The following is a 15,514-nucleotide window of genomic DNA, read 5'->3' on the forward strand; positions in this document are numbered from 1 at the left end:
GGCCCCGGACGGTTTTGCCGTCACGGGGCCGTGAGTAGTTCGTCGCCTCAGATCACATACAAGTCGATGTACTCGTGGACCGGCATCGTTTCCAGCTTTTTCTGGTCCAGCGAGGCTTCCAGGATGCGGGGCTGTTGGCGGGCGGGGAAGATGCGGGCGAGGTTGGTGCGGAACTTGGCTTCGAGCAGGGGGATGCCGTCGGCGCGGCGGCGCTTGTGGCCGATGGGGTATTCGCAGACGACCTCGTCGAGCTGGGTGCCATCGGTGAACCTGACGGTGAGGGCGTTGGCGATGGAGCGCTTGTCGGGGTCGTGGTAGTCGCGGGTGTAGGCCGGGTCCTCGACGCAGGTGATCTTGTCGCGCAGGGCGTCGATGCGCGGGTCGGCGGCGACGTCGTCCTCGTAGTCGGCGGCGGTGAGGCGGCCGAACAGGAGCGGGACGGCGACCATGTACTGGATGCAGTGGTCGCGGTCGGCGGGGTTGTTCAGCGGGCCCTTCTTGTCGATGATGCGGATGCACGCCTCGTGGGTGCGGATGGTGATGCTGGCGATGTCGTCGGTGGACTTGCCCAGGGACTTGAGGCGGTCATGGAGCTGCATGGCGCACTCGACCGCGGTCTGCGAGTGGAACTCGGCCGGGAACGAGATCTTGAACAGCACGTTTTCCATGACGTAGCTGCCGTAGGGGCGCTGGAACCTGAGCGGCTGGCCCTTGAACAGCACGTCGTAGAAGCCCCAGGTCTTGGCCGACAGCACCGAGGGGTAGCCCATCTCGCCGGTGCGGGCGATCAGCGCCAGGCGCACGGCGCGGCTGGTGGCGTCGCCGGCGGCCCAGCTCTTGCGGCTGCCGGTGTTGGGGGCGTGGCGATAGGTGCGCAGGCTCTGGCCGTCGACCCAGGCCAGCGAGACGGCGTTGATGACTTCGTCGCGGGTGAGGCCCAGCATCTGCGCCACCACGGCGGTGGATGCCACCTTGACCAGCACCACGTGGTCCAGGCCGACCTTGTTGAAGGAGTTTTCCAGCGCGATGCAGCCCTGGATCTCGTGCGCCTTGATCATGCCGGTCAGCACGGCGCGCATGGTCAGCGGCGGCTTGCCGGCGGCGACGGCGGTGCGCGACAGCCAGTCGGCGGTGGCGAGGATGCCGCCCAGGTTGTCGGACGGGTGGCCCCATTCGGCGGCCAGCCAGGTGTCGTTGAAATCGAGCCAGCGGATCATCGCGCCGATGTTGAACGCGGCCTGCACGGGGTCCAGCTGGAATTGGGTGCCGGGCACCTTGGCGCCGTGCGGGACGACGGTGCCGGGGACGACGGGGCCCAGCAGCTTGCGGCACGCCGGATATTCCAGCGCTTCCAGGCCGCAGCCGAGGGTGTCGATCAGGCAGTTGCGAGCGGTCTCGTAGGCCAGGCCGCTCTGGATTTCATAGTTCAGTACGTAGTCGGCGATATCGACCAGGACCTGGTCGGGCTCGGGACGGACGTTGGAGATCGGGGCAGACATTTGGTACCTCTCCTGAGTGTTTACAGGCGGCACTGGGCCCGCGCGGCGCGGGGAATGGCGTCGGCAGGCCCATGTCGTCGTCTTACTTGCGCTTGTCGATCGGCACGAACTTCTGATCTTCCGGACCGACGTAGTTGGCGGTCGGGCGGATGATCTTGTTGTCGACGCGCTGCTCGATGATGTGGGCCGACCAGCCCGCCGTGCGCGCGATCACGAACAGCGGAGTGAACATGGCGGTGGGCACGCCCATCATGTGGTAGCTGACGGCCGAGAACCAGTCCAGGTTGGGGAACATCTTCTTGATGTCCCACATGACCGTCTCAAGGCGTTCGGCGATGTCGAACATCTTGGTGCTGCCGGCCTTCTTGGACAGCTTCTTGGCCACTTCCTTGATGACCTTGTTGCGCGGGTCGGACACGGTGTAGACCGGGTGGCCGAAGCCGATGATGACTTCCTTGGCCTCGACGCGGCGGCGGATGTCGGCCTCGGCTTCGTCGGGCGTCTCGTAGCGCTTCTGCACGTCGAAGGCGACCTCGTTGGCGCCGCCATGCTTGGGGCCGCGCAGCGCGCCGATGGCGCCGGTGATGGCCGAGAACATGTCCGACCCGGTGCCGGCGATGACGCGGGCGGTGAAGGTCGAGGCGTTGAACTCGTGCTCGGCGTACAGGTTCAGCGAGATGTGCATCGCCTTGACCCACTCGTCGCTGGGCTTCTCGCCATGCAGCAGGTGCAGGAAGTGGCCGCCGATGCTGTCATCGTCGGTCTGCACGTCGATCACGCGGCCGTTGTGGCTGTAGTGGTACCAGTAGAGCAGGGCCGAGCCCAGGTTGGCCATCAGGCGGTCGGCGATGTCGCGCGCGCCGGGCAGGTTGTGGTCGTCCTTCTCGGGCAGCACGCAGCCGAGCACCGAGACGGCCGTGCGCATCACGTCCATCGGGTGGCTGGCGGCGGGCAGCGCTTCGAGCGCGTCCTGCAGTTGCACCGGCAGGCCGCGCAGCGAGCGCAGCTTTTCCTTGTAGGCCTTCAGTTCGGCCTTGTTGGGCAGCTTGCCGTGCACCAGCAGGTGGGCGATTTCCTCGAACTCGCTGGTATGGGCGATGTCCAGGATGTCGTAGCCGCGGTAGTGCAGGTCATTGCCGCTGCGGCCGACCGTACACAGCGCGGTGTTGCCGGCGACCACGCCGGACAGCGCGACCGATTTCTTGGGCTTGAAGCCGGCCTTTTCTTCGGGCTTGGCATCCGGGGTGGCGTCCGTCTTGGCTGCTTGCTTCTTGGGAGCCGTGCTCATGTCTCTACTCCTTTCCTTTCGCGGTGGTCGATGCAATGCAATGGGGGAAGCGTGGCGCCGCGGGTTCGCCGTGGCGCCGGATACGGTGGCAAGCGCTCAGGCCTTGCCCTTCTGGAACAGGGCGTCCAGGCGCGATTCGAATTCGTGGTAGCCGATGCGGTCGTACAGTTCCTCGCGCGTCTGCATCAGGTCGACCACGTTCTTCTGGTGGCCGTCGCGGCGGATCGCGGTGTAGACGGCCTCGGCGGCCTTGTTCATGGCGCGGAAGGCCGACAGCGGGTAGAGCACCATGCCCACGCCCACGCTCTTGAGCTCTTCCACCGAGAACAGCGGCGTCTTGCCGAATTCGGTGATGTTGGCCAGCACCGGCACGTTGACGGCCTTGACGAAGCGGTCGTAGGTCGGCAGGTCGTAGGCGGCTTCGGCGAAGATGGCGTCGGCGCCGGCTTCGACGCAGGCCAGGGCGCGCTCGATGGCGGCGTCCACCCCGTGCGAGGCGATGGCGTCGGTGCGCGCGATCAGGTAGAAGTCGCTGTCGGTGCGGGCGTCGGCCGCGGCCTTGACGCGGTCGGCCATTTCCTCGGTGCTGACGATTTCCTTGCCCGGACGGTGGCCGCAGCGCTTGGCGCCGACCTGGTCCTCGATGTGGCAGGCGGCGGCGCCGAACTTGATCAGGCTCTTGACGGTGCGGGCGATGTTGAACGCCGACGGACCGAAGCCGGTGTCGATGTCGACCAGCAGCGGCACGTCGCAGACGTCGGTGATGCGGCGCACGTCCGTCAGCACGTCGTCCATGGTGTTGATGCCCAGGTCGGGCAGGCCCAGCGAACCCGCCGCCACGCCGCCGCCCGAGAGATAGATGGCGCGGTAGCCGGCGCGCTTGGCCAGCAGGGCGTGGTTGGCGTTGATGGCGCCGATGATCTGCAGCGGGCTTTCTTCGGCGAGCGCGCGGCGGAACTGGGCGCCGGCGGATTCGGGTCTGGACATGAGGGGTCTCCGTTATAGAGGGCCGGGTGTCGTGACGTTGCCCCGGCTGGGATGGCTGGGTCTGCGGGCCCGCGGCGAGTGTGGCCGTGCCGGATCGGGTTCCGGCGCCTGGCCACGACCTTACCGCGGTCGCGGAACGTAAATCTGTCCCCTTCGCGACAATTCATTGCGCGGGCGCAAAGAGACAGGTTTGCGTTCCGCGGATGGCGCCTCTGTCGATGCGCCGTCCGCTTGCGAATTGGGCCCGCGTCAACGGGCCCAATTCTGCTTGATGACTGCTTACTTCAGCAGGTCCTTGACGCCGTCGCGCTCTTCGAGGAGCTCTTTCAGCGTGAAGCCCAGGCGCTCACGCGAGAAGGCGTCGATTTCCAGGCCTTCGACGCGCTTGTATTCGCCGTTTTCGGTCGTGACCGGCACGCCGTAGATGATGCCTTCGGGGATGCCGTAGGAGCCATCCGACGGGATGCCCATGGTGACCCACTTGCCGTTGCTGCCCAGGACCCAGTCACGCACGTGGTCGATGGCGGCGTTGGCGGCCGAGGCGGCCGACGACAGGCCACGGGCCTCGATGATGGCGGCGCCGCGCTTGCCCACGGTGGGGATGAACGTGTCGCGGTTCCAGGCGTCGTCGTTGATCAGCTTGGACAGCGATTCGCCGCCGACGGTGGCGAAGCGGAAGTCGGGGTACATGGTGGGCGAGTGGTTGCCCCACACGACCAGCTTCTCGATGTCGGCCACGGCCTTGCCCGACTTGGCGGCCAGTTGCGACAGGGCGCGGTTGTGGTCCAGGCGCAGCATGGCGGTGAAGTTCTTGGCCGGCAGGTCCGGCGCCGACTTCATGGCGATGTAGGCGTTGGTGTTGGCCGGGTTGCCGACCACCAGGACCTTGACGTTGCGGCTGGCGACGTCGTTCAGGGCCTTGCCCTGCGCCGTGAAGATCTGGGCGTTGACCGACAGCAGGTCCTTGCGTTCCATGCCGGGGCCGCGCGGGCGGGCGCCGACCAGCAGGGCCACGTCCGCGTCCTTGAACGCCGTGCGCGGATCGCTGTGGGCGGTGACTTCCTGCAGCAGCGGGAAGGCGCAGTCATCCAGTTCCATGATGACGCCCTTCAGGGCCTTTTGCGCTTTCTCGTCGGGGATTTCGAGCAGTTGCAGAATGACGGGCTGATCTTTGCCCAGCATTTCGCCGGAGGCGATGCGGAACAGCAGGGCGTAACCGATTTGGCCGGCGGCGCCGGTGACGGCGACACGCAAGGCAGGCTTAGACATGGACGTTCTCCGTAATGGTGTGGCGAGAAAAAAATCTCACCAATCAGTGTAATCTGTTGAGCGGCGAAGACCGTCCGCGCGCGAGGGGCGGACAGGTTGCCGGACAGACAGAAATCCTAGAACTAATTTACGGGTGCGTCAATTGATCTTATATCTTATATAAGACATAAGACGTTGGACAGCGCCACCCCCGATATGCCACAATAGAGCGTTTGTTCGAATGCGCCGCAGCACCGCCGGCTGCGCGCCTGTATCAGGCCAGAACACCGGCAACGCAGCAGCGCATGCGAATGGAAACCGCATCGTTTGCGCTGCCTTTCCATTCTCCGGATGAACATGACACTTCCAAGACGATCCATGGCAGACCCCCGGCCCGAAACTCCCCTACGCACACGCGCCGCCCGTCCGACGGGCGAGGGGGCCGCTTTCAGTCCGCTGTACCGCCAGATCAAGGACCTGCTCGTGCAGAGCCTGGACCGCGGCGAATGGAAGCCCGGCGAACTCATCCCCAGCGAAATCGATCTGGCCGCCCGTTTCCAGGTGAGCCAGGGCACGGTGCGCAAGGCGGTCGATGAGCTGGCCGCCGAACACTTGCTGCTGCGTCGCCAGGGCAAGGGCACCTTCGTCGCCACCCACCATGAAGCCCGCGTGCGCTACCGTTTCCTGCGCCTGGCCCCCGATGAAGAGGGCGAGGCCGTGCGGGCGGAAAGCCGCATCCTCGAGTGCCGCCGCCTGCGCGCGCCGGCCGAGATCGCGCGCGCGCTCGACCTGCGCGCCGGCGAAACCGTGATCTCGATCCGCCGGCTGCTGTGCATGGGGCAGGTGCCCACCGTGCTGGACGACATCTGGCTGCCCGGATCGATCTTCCGCGGCCTCACCCAGGAGCTGCTGACCGCCAACAAGGCGCCGCTCTATGGCCTGTTTGAATCCGAGTTCGGCGTGAGCATGGTGCGCGCGGACGAAAAGCTGCGCGCCGTGGCGGCGCCGGCCGAAGTCTGTACGCTGCTTAATGTTGCCGCCGGCGCGCCGTTGTTGCAGGTGGATCGCGTGTCGTACACGTATGGTGACCGCCCCATGGAAATTCGGCGGGGCTTGTACTTGACCGATCGCTACCACTACCGCAATAGTCTGAATTGATGAGCTTTTTATCTACGATTTGATACCAACCCGATCTCTGGGCGAAAATACCGTGTTTGCCCGCAAGGGCCACGGCATTAGCGCCGTCACGATTCCCTAGTTCCGAAACACCGAGGCCGTCATGTCCGACACCGCTGCCAAGCCACGTCCGCAGTTTCGCAATATTGGGCTTGCCCAAGTTGCGTTCTCCTATCGCCTGCCCCTGGCCGGCAAGCTGTCCATCCTGCACCGCATCAGCGGCATATTGCTGTTCCTCTGTTTGCCCTTGGTCATCGTTCCGCTGTTCGCAGCGAGCGTGGCCGCGCCGCAGTCGTTCGCATGGATCGCTTCCATCGCGGCCAACCCGATCGTCAAGCTTGTCTTCCTGGTCCTGATCTGGGGCTACCTGCACCACTTCTGTGCTGGCATCCGCTACCTGCTGCTGGACCTGCACCTGGGTATCGACAAGCTGTCGGCCAAGAAAAGCGCCGGCGTGGTCTTCGGTGTCAGCCTGGCGCTGACGCTGGTGTTCGGTCTCAAACTGTTCGGAGTGCTGTAAATGGCCGCCGCTAAAAACTACGGACCCAAGCGCCTGGTCGTCGGCGCCCATTACGGCGTCATGGACTTCATCATCCAGCGCATCACCGCCGTCATCATGGCCGTGTACACGCTGGTGCTGCTCATCGGCATCCTGACGATGCCCGCCTTCACGTACGAACACTGGGTCAAGCTGTTCAATTTCTACGTGGGCTTCATTCCGGTTGGCCAGATCCTGGCCTCCCTTGCCTTCTTTGCGTTGGCCTGGCATGCCTGGATTGGCGTGCGCGACATCTGGATGGACTACGTCAAGCCGGCGGGCCTGCGCCTGCTGCTGCAAGTGCTGACGATCCTCTGGTTGATCGGTACGGTCGTTTACTTCGCGCAAATCCTCTGGAGCATCTAAGCCGTGGTCTCTGTCCTGAAATCCTTGCCGCGCCGCCAGTTTGATGTGGTGGTCGTTGGCGCCGGCGGAGCCGGCATGCGTTGTTCGCTGCAACTGTCCCAAGCGGGCCTGTCCGTTGCAGTGCTGTCCAAGGTGTTCCCCACGCGTTCGCACACCGTGGCCGCGCAAGGCGGCGTGAGCGCCTCGCTGGGCAACATGAGCGAAGACAACTGGTACTGGCACATGTACGACACCGTCAAGGGTTCGGACTGGCTGGGCGACCAGGACGCCATCGAATTCATGTGCCACGAAGCCCCGAACGCCGTGTACGAGCTCGAGCACTTCGGCATGCCGTTCGACCGCAACCCCGATGGCACCATCTACCAGCGTCCGTTCGGCGGCCACACCGCCAACTTCGGTGAAAAGCCGGTCCAGCGCGCCTGTGCCGCTGCCGACCGCACCGGTCACGCGCTGCTGCACACCCTGTACCAGCGCAACGTTGCCGCCCGCACCCAGTTCTTCGTCGAATGGATGGCGCTGGACCTGCTGCGCAACGAAGCTGGCGACGTCGTGGGCGTGACCGCCCTCGAAATGGAAACCGGCGAGATCTACATCCTGGAAGCCAAGACCACGGTGCTGGCCACCGGCGGCGCCGGCCGTATCTGGGCCGCTTCCACCAACGCCTTCATCAACACCGGTGACGGCCTGGGCATGGCCGCCCGCGCGGGCATCCCGCTGCAGGACATGGAATTCTGGCAATTCCACCCGACCGGCGTGGCCGGCGCCGGCGTGCTGATCACCGAAGGCGTGCGCGGCGAAGGCGGCATCCTGCTGAACAAGGATGGCGAACGCTTCATGGAGCGCTACGCGCCCACGCTGAAGGATCTGGCCCCGCGTGACTTCGTGTCGCGCTCGATGGACCAGGAAATCAAGGAAGGCCGCGGTTGCGGTCCGGACGGCAGCTACGTGGTGCTCAAGCTCGATCACCTCGGCGCCGACGTCATCAACAAGCGCCTGCCCTCGATCCGCGAAATCGCCATCAAGTTCGGCAACGTCGACCCGATCAAGGAACCGATCCCCGTCGTTCCGACCATCCACTACCAGATGGGCGGCATCCCGGCCAACTACCACGGCCAGGTGCTGACGCGCGAAAACGGCGAGAACAAGATCGTCAACGGCCTGTACGCCATCGGCGAATGCGCCGCGGTGTCGGTGCACGGCGCCAACCGCCTGGGCACCAACTCGCTGCTGGACCTGATCGTGTTCGGCCGCGCCACCGGCAACCACATCGTCAATTCGCATCCGGAACGCCAGCACGCGCACCAGCCCGTGCCGCAGCAGGCCGTCGAATTCTCGCTGGATCGCGTCAACAAGCTGGAATCGCGCACCTCGGGCGAGAAGACCCAGGACATCGGCAACGCCATCCGCTTCTCGATGCAGCGCCACTGCGGCGTGTTCCGCACGCTGGAGCTGCTGAACGAAGGTGTGACCCAGATCGAAGACCTGGCCAAGCAAGCCGACAACATCTACTTCAAGGACAAGTCCAAGGTGTTCAACACCGCGCGCGTCGAGGCGCTGGAACTGGCCAACATGACCGAAGTGGCCCGCGCCACGATCAAGTCGGCCGCCAACCGCACCGAAAGCCGCGGCGCCCATGCGCTGGACGACCACCCGACCCGCGACGACGAGAACTGGCTCAAGCACACCCTGTGGTACTCCGAAGGCAGCCGCCTGGATTACAAGCCTGTGCAGATGAAGCCGCTGACGGTCGAGTCCTTCCCGCCCAAGGCGCGTACCTTCTAAGTCCGGATAGAGCCTACTATGAGCACCAAGAGAATCGTCAAGTTCGAAATCTACCGCTACGATCCGGACAAGGACGAGCGCCCGTACATGCAGAAGCTGGAAGTCGAACTCCAGCCCACCGACAAGATGCTGCTTGATGCGCTGGTGCGCATCAAGAACGACGTCGATGACAGCCTGGCCCTGCGCCGCTCGTGCCGTGAAGGCGTGTGCGGTTCGGACGCCATGAACATCAACGGCAAGAACGGCCTGGCCTGCACGACGAACCTGCGCGAGCTGAAGGAACCGATCGTGCTGCGCCCGCTGCCGGGCCTGCCCGTGATCCGCGACCTGATCGTGGACATGACGCACTTCTTCAACCAGTACCACTCGATCCGCCCGTACCTCATCAACGACACGCCGCCACCCGAGAAAGAGCGCCTGCAGTCGCCCGAGGCGCGCGAAGAGCTGGACGGCCTGTACGAGTGCATCCTGTGCGCGTGCTGTTCCACTTCCTGCCCGTCCTTCTGGTGGAATCCGGACAAGTTCGTCGGCCCCGCCGGCCTGCTGCAAGCCTACCGCTTCATCGCCGACAGCCGCGACGAAGCCACCGGCGAGCGTCTGGACAACCTGGAAGACCCGTACCGCCTGTTCCGTTGCCATACCATCATGAACTGCGTCGACGTCTGTCCCAAGGGGCTGAACCCGACCAAGGCCATTGGCAAGATCAAGGAACTGATGGTCCGTCGGACGGTCTAGTGGTTTGGTGTATTTAAGGTGTAATGATGAGCAGGCTTACTGAACTGGAACGGGCGCGTCTGCGTTGGCGGGCGCGCCGGGGCCTGCTCGAAAACGACTTGATCATCACCCGGTATCTCGACGCCCACGAAGCCGAGCTTACCGACGATGACGTGACGGCATTGACGCAGCTCTTCGAGTTGGGAGACAACGATCTTCTCGACCTGCTGCTGGCCCGCAAGGAACTCGAGGGCGAACTCGACACGCCCCGACTCCGCGGCATCATCGGCCAGATGCGGTCGCTCTGATTAATTGAGAGGAAAAAACATGAACCTGTCTGACAAAAAAGCCACTCTGTCCTTCTCGGACGGCAGCGCACCCATTGAGTTCCCTGTTTACAAGGGTACGGTCGGTCCGGATGTGATCGACATCCGCAAGCTGTACGGCCAGACGGGCATGTTCACGTTTGACCCCGGCTTCATGTCGACCGCCGCCTGCGAATCGGGCATCACCTACATCGACGGCGACAAGGGCGAGCTGCTGTACCGCGGCTACCCGATCGAGCAACTGGCCGTCAATTGCGACTTCATGGACATCTGCTACCTGATCCTGAACGGCGAACTGCCGAACCAGGAACAGAAGGCCGACTTCGATTCGCAAGTGACCCATCACACGATGGTCAACGAACAGCTGCACTTCTTCCTGCGCGGTTTCCGTCGCGACGCCCACCCGATGGCCGTCCTGACGGGCCTGGTGGGCGCGCTGTCGGCGTTCTACCACGACTCGACCGACATCACGAACCCGCAACACCGTCACATCTCGGCCATCCGCCTGATCGCCAAGATGCCGACGCTGGTCGCGATGGCGTACAAGTACTCGCAAGGCCAACCGTTCATCTACCCGCAGAACGACCTGTCCTACACGGGCAACTTCCTGCGCATGATGTTCGCCACGCCGTGCGAAGACTACAAGGTCAACGAAGTCGTCGAGCGCGCGCTCGACCGCATCTTCATCCTGCACGCCGACCACGAGCAGAACGCCTCGACCTCCACGGTCCGCCTGTGCGGTTCGTCGGGCACCAACCCGTTCGCCGCCATTTCGGCCGGCGTGGCTTGCCTGTGGGGCCCGGCTCACGGCGGCGCCAACGAAGCTTGCCTGCAGATGCTGGAAGAGCTGCAAGCCAACGGCGGCATCGCCAAGGTCGGCGAGTTCATGGAGAAGGTCAAGGACAAGAACTCGGGCGTGCGCCTGATGGGCTTTGGCCACCGCGTCTACAAGAACTACGACCCGCGCGCCAAGCTGATGCAGGAAACGTGCAAGGAAGTGCTCTCGGCCCTGGGCCTGGAAAACGACCCGCTGTTCAAGCTGGCCATGGAACTGGAACGCATCGCCCTGTCGGATCCTTACTTCGTGCAGCGCAAGCTGTACCCGAACGTGGACTTCTACTCGGGTATCGTCCAGCGCGCCATCGGCATCCCGACCTCGCTGTTTACGGCCATCTTCGCGCTGGCCCGCACGGTGGGCTGGATCGCCCAGTGGAACGAAATGCTGTCGGATCCCGATTACAAGATCGGCCGTCCGCGCCAGCTGTTCACCGGTTCGGTCACGCGCGACGTGCCCCCGATGGACAAGCGTTGATACGCTGCCTGGCTTGAACAAGAAACCGCCTTCGGGCGGTTTTTTGTTGCCCGCTCGCGCCGCCGTCGAGCGCGCCGTCGCGGCCGGGCGCTTTGGCGTTTATCATCCTTGCCATGATTCCGATAGCACTGCCCTCCGCGGGCTTCTATATCTTCGTTTCCCTGGGCTTCCTGGCGGGGCTTATCCTGCTTGGCTGGGCGCTGGTGCTGGTCGCCAGTGGCGGCGCGCGCCGCACGGTGCGCAAGTACTGGAAGACCTCCAGCCTGCTGTTCGTGGTGCTGGCGGTTCCCTTTGCCTTCTATGCCTGGGTCCAGGCGGTGATCTGGCAGGTGGAGCGCGAAGGCGATCGCGCCGAGGCCGCCCGCAATGTCACCCTCGCGGCGACGACCACGGTGGGCGGCATTGCCATGCCGGCCGGCACGCGCCTGAAGCTGCAGGACGAGGGGCAACTGGAGACCTACGTCGAGGCCGAGTTCCCGCGGCCGGTGGCCATGTACGGCGTGCAGGCGACGAGCGCGCGGCGCTATCTCGACGCCGAGTACGACAGCGAGACCTACGCGCTGCGCGGCCGGCATCCGCGCACCGTCCTGCTGCGGGGCGCCGGCAGCCAGGCGGTGCAGGGCTGGCAGTGCGACGCCACCCAGGACATCGAGTTCGACGTGATGCAGGATGGCGCCATGAAGGCGCTGAACACGTGCGTGCTGGGCCCGGGCAACCGGGTCGATGCGCTCGATCTTGCGCCCGGCTCCATCGTGTATGGATCGGGCGGCACCGTCTATACCGATGGCTCGCGCGACCCGGACCAATGGCGCATCGAGGTCAAGGATCCGGTGGCGGTCAAGGTGTTCGGATTGCCGTTGAGCGAGCCCCGGCTCTACCTCGATGGCGAGCGGCGCCTGCTGCGTGTCAGCGATGCCGAATTGGCCTGCCCGACGACCTTTGGCGGCGTCCGCTACGCCGCCGGCACGCAGGTCCAGACCATGCGGCGCGGCCGCGGCGATGGCCGCGAGCCGTTCCCGGGCGTGCTGGTGCTGAGTCCGTGGAATGGCGACGTCGCCAGGCGCGACGGCCAGGCCGACGTGCCCGAGGGCATGTCGGTGAGGCAGACGCTGTCGGGCGAGGTCATCGACGTGGTCAAGAACGACGCCGTGGGCGTGTTCCACTTCGCCACCATCATCGTGGGCGACGACGCGCCCCAGCCGACCCGCGCGCGCTGTCCCTGAGCCGGGCGGGCCGCGCGGGTCGCGGCGCGCGTTACGCGCCGATGCCGCGCGCCATCAGCACGGCGAACAGCGGCAGGAAGATGAACAGGTGCGATTCGATCATCACCCAGCGGCGCGCGCGCTTGATCTGCGCGGCGTCCGGCACGAAGGCGGGCTGCTGGCGCGCCTGTTTCGCCCAGCGCAGGAAGGCCAGCGTGGGCGGGGCCGAACAGAGGCCGATGATGACGAACAGCGTGACCTTGGCGTGGAACCACGGGTTGCCCATGTAGAACGCGGCGCCCTTGACGCCCAGGGTCAGGCGCAGCACGCCGGTGACCAGCACCAGGATCGCGCTGAGCAGATAGAGGCGGTCATAGACCACCAGGCGCTTGAGCGTGGCCGGCGTCAGGTCGGGGCGCAGCAGCACTGCTTCGGCGGTCAGCACCACCACCAGCACGAAGATGGCCAGGAAGTGAAACCAGGCCAGGAAGGCGTCGAGCAACATAGGGTCGGGCTCCGGTAGGGAAGGGGTCGAGGGGAGTCTCTGCCCCGTTTTTACCATTCGCCCGTCGCCACGCACTATCGCGCCATCAAGCCGCACAAAAAAAAGGACGCCCCGTGGGGCGTCCCTTGCGTGCCGATCAGCGCAATGCGATCAACGGCGCTTCTTGGCGGCCTCGGCGGCTTCCTGCTGCGCATCGACCACGGCCAGGGCGGTCATGTTGACGATGCGGCGCACGGTGGCGCTGGTCGTCAGGATGTGCACCGGACGCGCGGCACCCAGCAGGATCGGGCCCATCGCGACGCCATTGCTGCCGGTCATCTTCAGCATGTTGTACGTGATGTTGCCGGTGTCCAGCGTCGGCATGACCAGCAGGTTGGCCGGACCCTTCAGGGTGCTGTCCGGGTAGGCCTGCACGCGGATCTTTTCCGACAGGGCGGCGTCGGCGTGCATTTCGCCGTCCACTTCCAGGTCGGGCGCGCGGTCCTGCACCAGCTGGCGCGCGGCGGCCATCTTGCGCGACGATTCCGTGACGCGGCTGCCGAAGTTCGAGTGCGACAGCAGGGCGATCTTGGGCACCACGCCGAAACGCAGCATCTCGTCGGCGGCCTGGATGGTGATGTTGGCGACTTCCTCGGCCGACGGGTTCTCGTTGACGTGGGTGTCGGTGACGAACAGCGTCTGGTCGGGCAGCATCAGCACGTTCAGGGCGGCGTAGGTCTGGCCTTCCTTCCTGCCGATGATCTCGTCGATGTACTTGAGCTGGTTGTCGTACTTGCTGGCCACGCCGCACAGCAGCGCGTCGGCGTCGCCACGGCGCAGCAGCATCGCGCCGATCAGCGTGTTGTGCTTGCGGATCATCGCCTTGGCGATGGCCGGGGTCACGCCCTCGCGGCCCTTGAGCTGGTAGTACGCGTTCCAGGTTTCGTTGAAGCGGCTGTCGTCTTCGGGATCGACGATCTCGAAGTGCTGGCCGGCGACCAGGCGCAGGCCGAACTTCTTGATGCGCATCTCGATCACGGACGGGCGGCCGATCAGGATCGGGAACGCCAGCTTTTCGTCGGCCACGGTCTGCACCGCGCGCAGCACGCGCTCGTCTTCGCCGTCGGCGTAGATGACGCGCTTGGGCGCCTTCTTGGCCTGGGCGAACAGCGGGCGCATCAGCTGGCCCGAGTGGTAGACGAAGCCCATCAGCTTCTGGCGGTAGGCCTCGATGTCCTCGATCGGACGGGCGGCCACGCCGGAGTCGGCGGCGGCCTGGGCCACGGCCGGGGCGATCTGGACGATCAGGCGCGGGTCGAACGGCTTCGGGATGATGTAGTCGGGACCGAACGACAGTTCCTGGCCGGCGTAGGCGCGGGCCACTTCGTCGTTCTGTTCGGCTTCCGCCAGTTCGGCGATGGCCTTGACGCACGCCAGCTTCATTTCCTCGGTGATGCGCGAGGCGCCGGCATCCATGGCGCCGCGGAAGATGAAGGGGAAGCACAGCACGTTGTTGACCTGGTTCGGGTAGTCCGAACGGCCGGTGGCGATGATGCAGTCGGGGCGGGCGGCCTTGGCGATTTCCGGGCGGATTTCCGGTTCCGGGTTGGCCAGCGCCAGGATCAGCGGACGGTCGGCCATGGTCTTGACCATGTCGGCGGTCAGCACGCCGGCGGTCGAGCAGCCCAGGAACACGTCGGCGCCGTTGACCACGTCGGCCAGCGTGCGCGCGTCGGTCTTCTGCGCGTAGCGCTTCTTGTTGGCTTCCATGTTTTCATCGCGGCCTTCCCAGATCACGCCGCGCGAATCCACCACGTAGATGTTCTCGCGCTTGACGCCCAGGTGCACCAGCAGGTCCAGGCAGGCGATGGCGGCGGCGCCGGCGCCCGAGCAGGCCAGCTTGACCGTGCCGATGTCCTTGCCCACGACCTTCAGGCCGTTCAGGATGGCGGCCGACGAGATGATGGCGGTGCCGTGCTGGTCGTCGTGGAAGACGGGGATCTTCATGCGCTCGCGCAGCTTCTTCTCGATGTAGAAGCACTCGGGCGCCTTGATGTCCTCGAGGTTGACGCCGCCGAGCGTGGGCTCGAGCGCGGCGATGATGTCGACCAGCTTGTCGGGGTCGTTCTCGGCCAGTTCGATATCGAACACGTCGATGCCGGCGAACTTCTTGAACAGGCAGCCCTTGCCTTCCATGACCGGCTTGGCGGCCAGCGGACCGATGTTGCCCAGGCCCAGCACGGCGGTGCCGTTGGTGATCGCGCCCACCAGGTTGCCGCGCGAGGTGTACTTGGAGGCGGCGTCGTCGCCCTGGTCGAAGATGGCCATGCACGCGGCGGCCACGCCGGGCGAGTACGCCAGCGACAGGTCGTCCTGGTTGGCGAGGGTCTTGGTCGGGGTGACCGAGATTTTGCCGGGGGTGGGATAGGCGTGGTAATCCAACGCCAGCTTGGTGAGGGTTTCGTCCATGGGATATAGCCTTTTCGGCGCTAACTGTAGGTAAAAAACGGAAAGCAAAAAGCGGGCTCGCGGCCCGCCGTATTCTTTGGGAAATGCTTAGGGAACACCCGTATTTCAACAGAAAGCGGCGCG

Annotated in this window: 14 protein-coding genes; 8 read left to right on the forward strand and 6 right to left on the reverse strand. The window is 65.1% G+C overall.

The genetic code is table 11. The features are described from left to right. Positions 1–47: 47 nt before the first annotated feature. The 4 genes from AOZ49_RS24865 to AOZ49_RS24880 form a co-directional block, all read right to left on the reverse strand. On the reverse strand, positions 48–1,499 hold the full coding sequence (locus tag AOZ49_RS24865) for a bifunctional 2-methylcitrate dehydratase/aconitate hydratase (protein ID WP_054478376.1): 1,452 nt from the start codon (positions 1,497–1,499) through the stop codon (positions 48–50). A gap of 82 nt (positions 1,500–1,581) precedes the next feature. Next, the gene (prpC, locus tag AOZ49_RS24870) at positions 1,582–2,787 is read right to left on the reverse strand and encodes a bifunctional 2-methylcitrate synthase/citrate synthase (protein WP_054429537.1); all 1,206 of its coding nucleotides are present in this window, start codon (positions 2,785–2,787) and stop codon (positions 1,582–1,584) included. Positions 2,788–2,883: 96 nt separating this feature from the next. Continuing rightward, positions 2,884–3,774, reverse strand: coding sequence for a methylisocitrate lyase (gene prpB / locus AOZ49_RS24875; protein WP_054429536.1), 891 nt, complete (start codon positions 3,772–3,774; stop codon positions 2,884–2,886). Between the two features lie 279 nt (positions 3,775–4,053). Next, complete coding sequence (locus tag AOZ49_RS24880; RefSeq protein ID WP_054478378.1) at positions 4,054–5,043, reverse strand: malate dehydrogenase; 990 nt, start codon at positions 5,041–5,043, stop codon at positions 4,054–4,056. Between the two features lie 357 nt (positions 5,044–5,400). On the opposite strand from AOZ49_RS24880, the gene AOZ49_RS24885 reads away from it, so the two are divergent. From AOZ49_RS24885 to AOZ49_RS24920, 8 genes are all read left to right on the forward strand, one after another. Further along, positions 5,401–6,180 (forward strand): GntR family transcriptional regulator, encoded by a 780-nt coding sequence (locus AOZ49_RS24885; RefSeq protein WP_035360087.1) that lies wholly within the window; start codon positions 5,401–5,403, stop codon positions 6,178–6,180. A gap of 121 nt (positions 6,181–6,301) precedes the next feature. Beyond that, positions 6,302–6,718, forward strand: a complete 417-nt coding sequence (gene sdhC, locus AOZ49_RS24890) for a succinate dehydrogenase, cytochrome b556 subunit (protein ID WP_006393551.1) — start codon at positions 6,302–6,304, stop codon at positions 6,716–6,718. Then, positions 6,719–7,102 (forward strand): succinate dehydrogenase, hydrophobic membrane anchor protein, encoded by a 384-nt coding sequence (gene sdhD / locus AOZ49_RS24895; protein WP_054478380.1) that lies wholly within the window; start codon positions 6,719–6,721, stop codon positions 7,100–7,102. Positions 7,103–7,105: 3 nt separating this feature from the next. Beyond that, on the forward strand, positions 7,106–8,884 hold the full coding sequence (gene sdhA, locus AOZ49_RS24900) for a succinate dehydrogenase flavoprotein subunit (protein ID WP_054478382.1): 1,779 nt from the start codon (positions 7,106–7,108) through the stop codon (positions 8,882–8,884). Between the two features lie 18 nt (positions 8,885–8,902). After that, on the forward strand, positions 8,903–9,619 hold the full coding sequence (locus AOZ49_RS24905) for a succinate dehydrogenase iron-sulfur subunit (RefSeq protein WP_006389365.1): 717 nt from the start codon (positions 8,903–8,905) through the stop codon (positions 9,617–9,619). 26 nt (positions 9,620–9,645) lie between these two features. Continuing rightward, positions 9,646–9,906, forward strand: coding sequence for a succinate dehydrogenase assembly factor 2 (locus AOZ49_RS24910; RefSeq protein WP_054429697.1), 261 nt, complete (start codon positions 9,646–9,648; stop codon positions 9,904–9,906). A 19-nt stretch (positions 9,907–9,925) separates the two neighbouring features. Continuing rightward, positions 9,926–11,236 carry a citrate synthase gene (locus AOZ49_RS24915; RefSeq protein WP_006393556.1) on the forward strand — a complete coding sequence of 437 codons (1,311 nt, stop codon included), beginning with the start codon at positions 9,926–9,928 and terminating at the stop codon, positions 11,234–11,236. A 113-nt stretch (positions 11,237–11,349) separates the two neighbouring features. Continuing rightward, positions 11,350–12,459 (forward strand): hypothetical protein, encoded by a 1,110-nt coding sequence (locus AOZ49_RS24920; RefSeq protein ID WP_054478384.1) that lies wholly within the window; start codon positions 11,350–11,352, stop codon positions 12,457–12,459. A 31-nt stretch (positions 12,460–12,490) separates the two neighbouring features. Here AOZ49_RS24920 and AOZ49_RS24925 read toward each other — a convergent pair whose 3' ends face one another. Beyond that, positions 12,491–12,943: a DUF2214 family protein gene (locus AOZ49_RS24925; RefSeq protein ID WP_054429532.1), complete on the reverse strand. Its 453-nt coding sequence runs from the start codon at positions 12,941–12,943 to the stop codon at positions 12,491–12,493. A 150-nt stretch (positions 12,944–13,093) separates the two neighbouring features. Next, positions 13,094–15,391 carry an NADP-dependent malic enzyme gene (locus tag AOZ49_RS24930; protein ID WP_054478385.1) on the reverse strand — a complete coding sequence of 766 codons (2,298 nt, stop codon included), beginning with the start codon at positions 15,389–15,391 and terminating at the stop codon, positions 13,094–13,096. Positions 15,392–15,514: the final 123 nt, after the last annotated feature.

This window comes from Achromobacter sp. 2789STDY5608615, from assembly GCF_001298995.1.
Lineage (GTDB): Bacteria > Pseudomonadota > Gammaproteobacteria > Burkholderiales > Burkholderiaceae_B > Achromobacter > Achromobacter insuavis.

What these genes read in the sequence shown, in the direction of transcription:
- AOZ49_RS24885 (WP_035360087.1), top strand. Translation starts at nt 5,401, where the DNA reads ATGGCAGACCCCCGGCCCGAAACTCCCCTACGCACACGCGCCGCCCGT.
- prpB (WP_054429536.1), bottom strand. Translation starts at nt 3,774, where the DNA reads ATGTCCAGACCCGAATCCGCCGGCGCCCAGTTCCGCCGCGCGCTCGCC.
- AOZ49_RS24905 (WP_006389365.1), top strand. Translation starts at nt 8,903, where the DNA reads ATGAGCACCAAGAGAATCGTCAAGTTCGAAATCTACCGCTACGATCCG.
- AOZ49_RS24915 (WP_006393556.1), top strand. Translation starts at nt 9,926, where the DNA reads ATGAACCTGTCTGACAAAAAAGCCACTCTGTCCTTCTCGGACGGCAGC.
- sdhC (WP_006393551.1), top strand. Translation starts at nt 6,302, where the DNA reads ATGTCCGACACCGCTGCCAAGCCACGTCCGCAGTTTCGCAATATTGGG.
- AOZ49_RS24880 (WP_054478378.1), bottom strand. Translation starts at nt 5,043, where the DNA reads ATGTCTAAGCCTGCCTTGCGTGTCGCCGTCACCGGCGCCGCCGGCCAA.
- AOZ49_RS24925 (WP_054429532.1), bottom strand. Translation starts at nt 12,943, where the DNA reads ATGTTGCTCGACGCCTTCCTGGCCTGGTTTCACTTCCTGGCCATCTTC.
- prpC (WP_054429537.1), bottom strand. Translation starts at nt 2,787, where the DNA reads ATGAGCACGGCTCCCAAGAAGCAAGCAGCCAAGACGGACGCCACCCCG.
- AOZ49_RS24865 (WP_054478376.1), bottom strand. Translation starts at nt 1,499, where the DNA reads ATGTCTGCCCCGATCTCCAACGTCCGTCCCGAGCCCGACCAGGTCCTG.
- AOZ49_RS24910 (WP_054429697.1), top strand. Translation starts at nt 9,646, where the DNA reads ATGAGCAGGCTTACTGAACTGGAACGGGCGCGTCTGCGTTGGCGGGCG.
- AOZ49_RS24920 (WP_054478384.1), top strand. Translation starts at nt 11,350, where the DNA reads ATGATTCCGATAGCACTGCCCTCCGCGGGCTTCTATATCTTCGTTTCC.
- sdhD (WP_054478380.1), top strand. Translation starts at nt 6,719, where the DNA reads ATGGCCGCCGCTAAAAACTACGGACCCAAGCGCCTGGTCGTCGGCGCC.
- AOZ49_RS24930 (WP_054478385.1), bottom strand. Translation starts at nt 15,391, where the DNA reads ATGGACGAAACCCTCACCAAGCTGGCGTTGGATTACCACGCCTATCCC.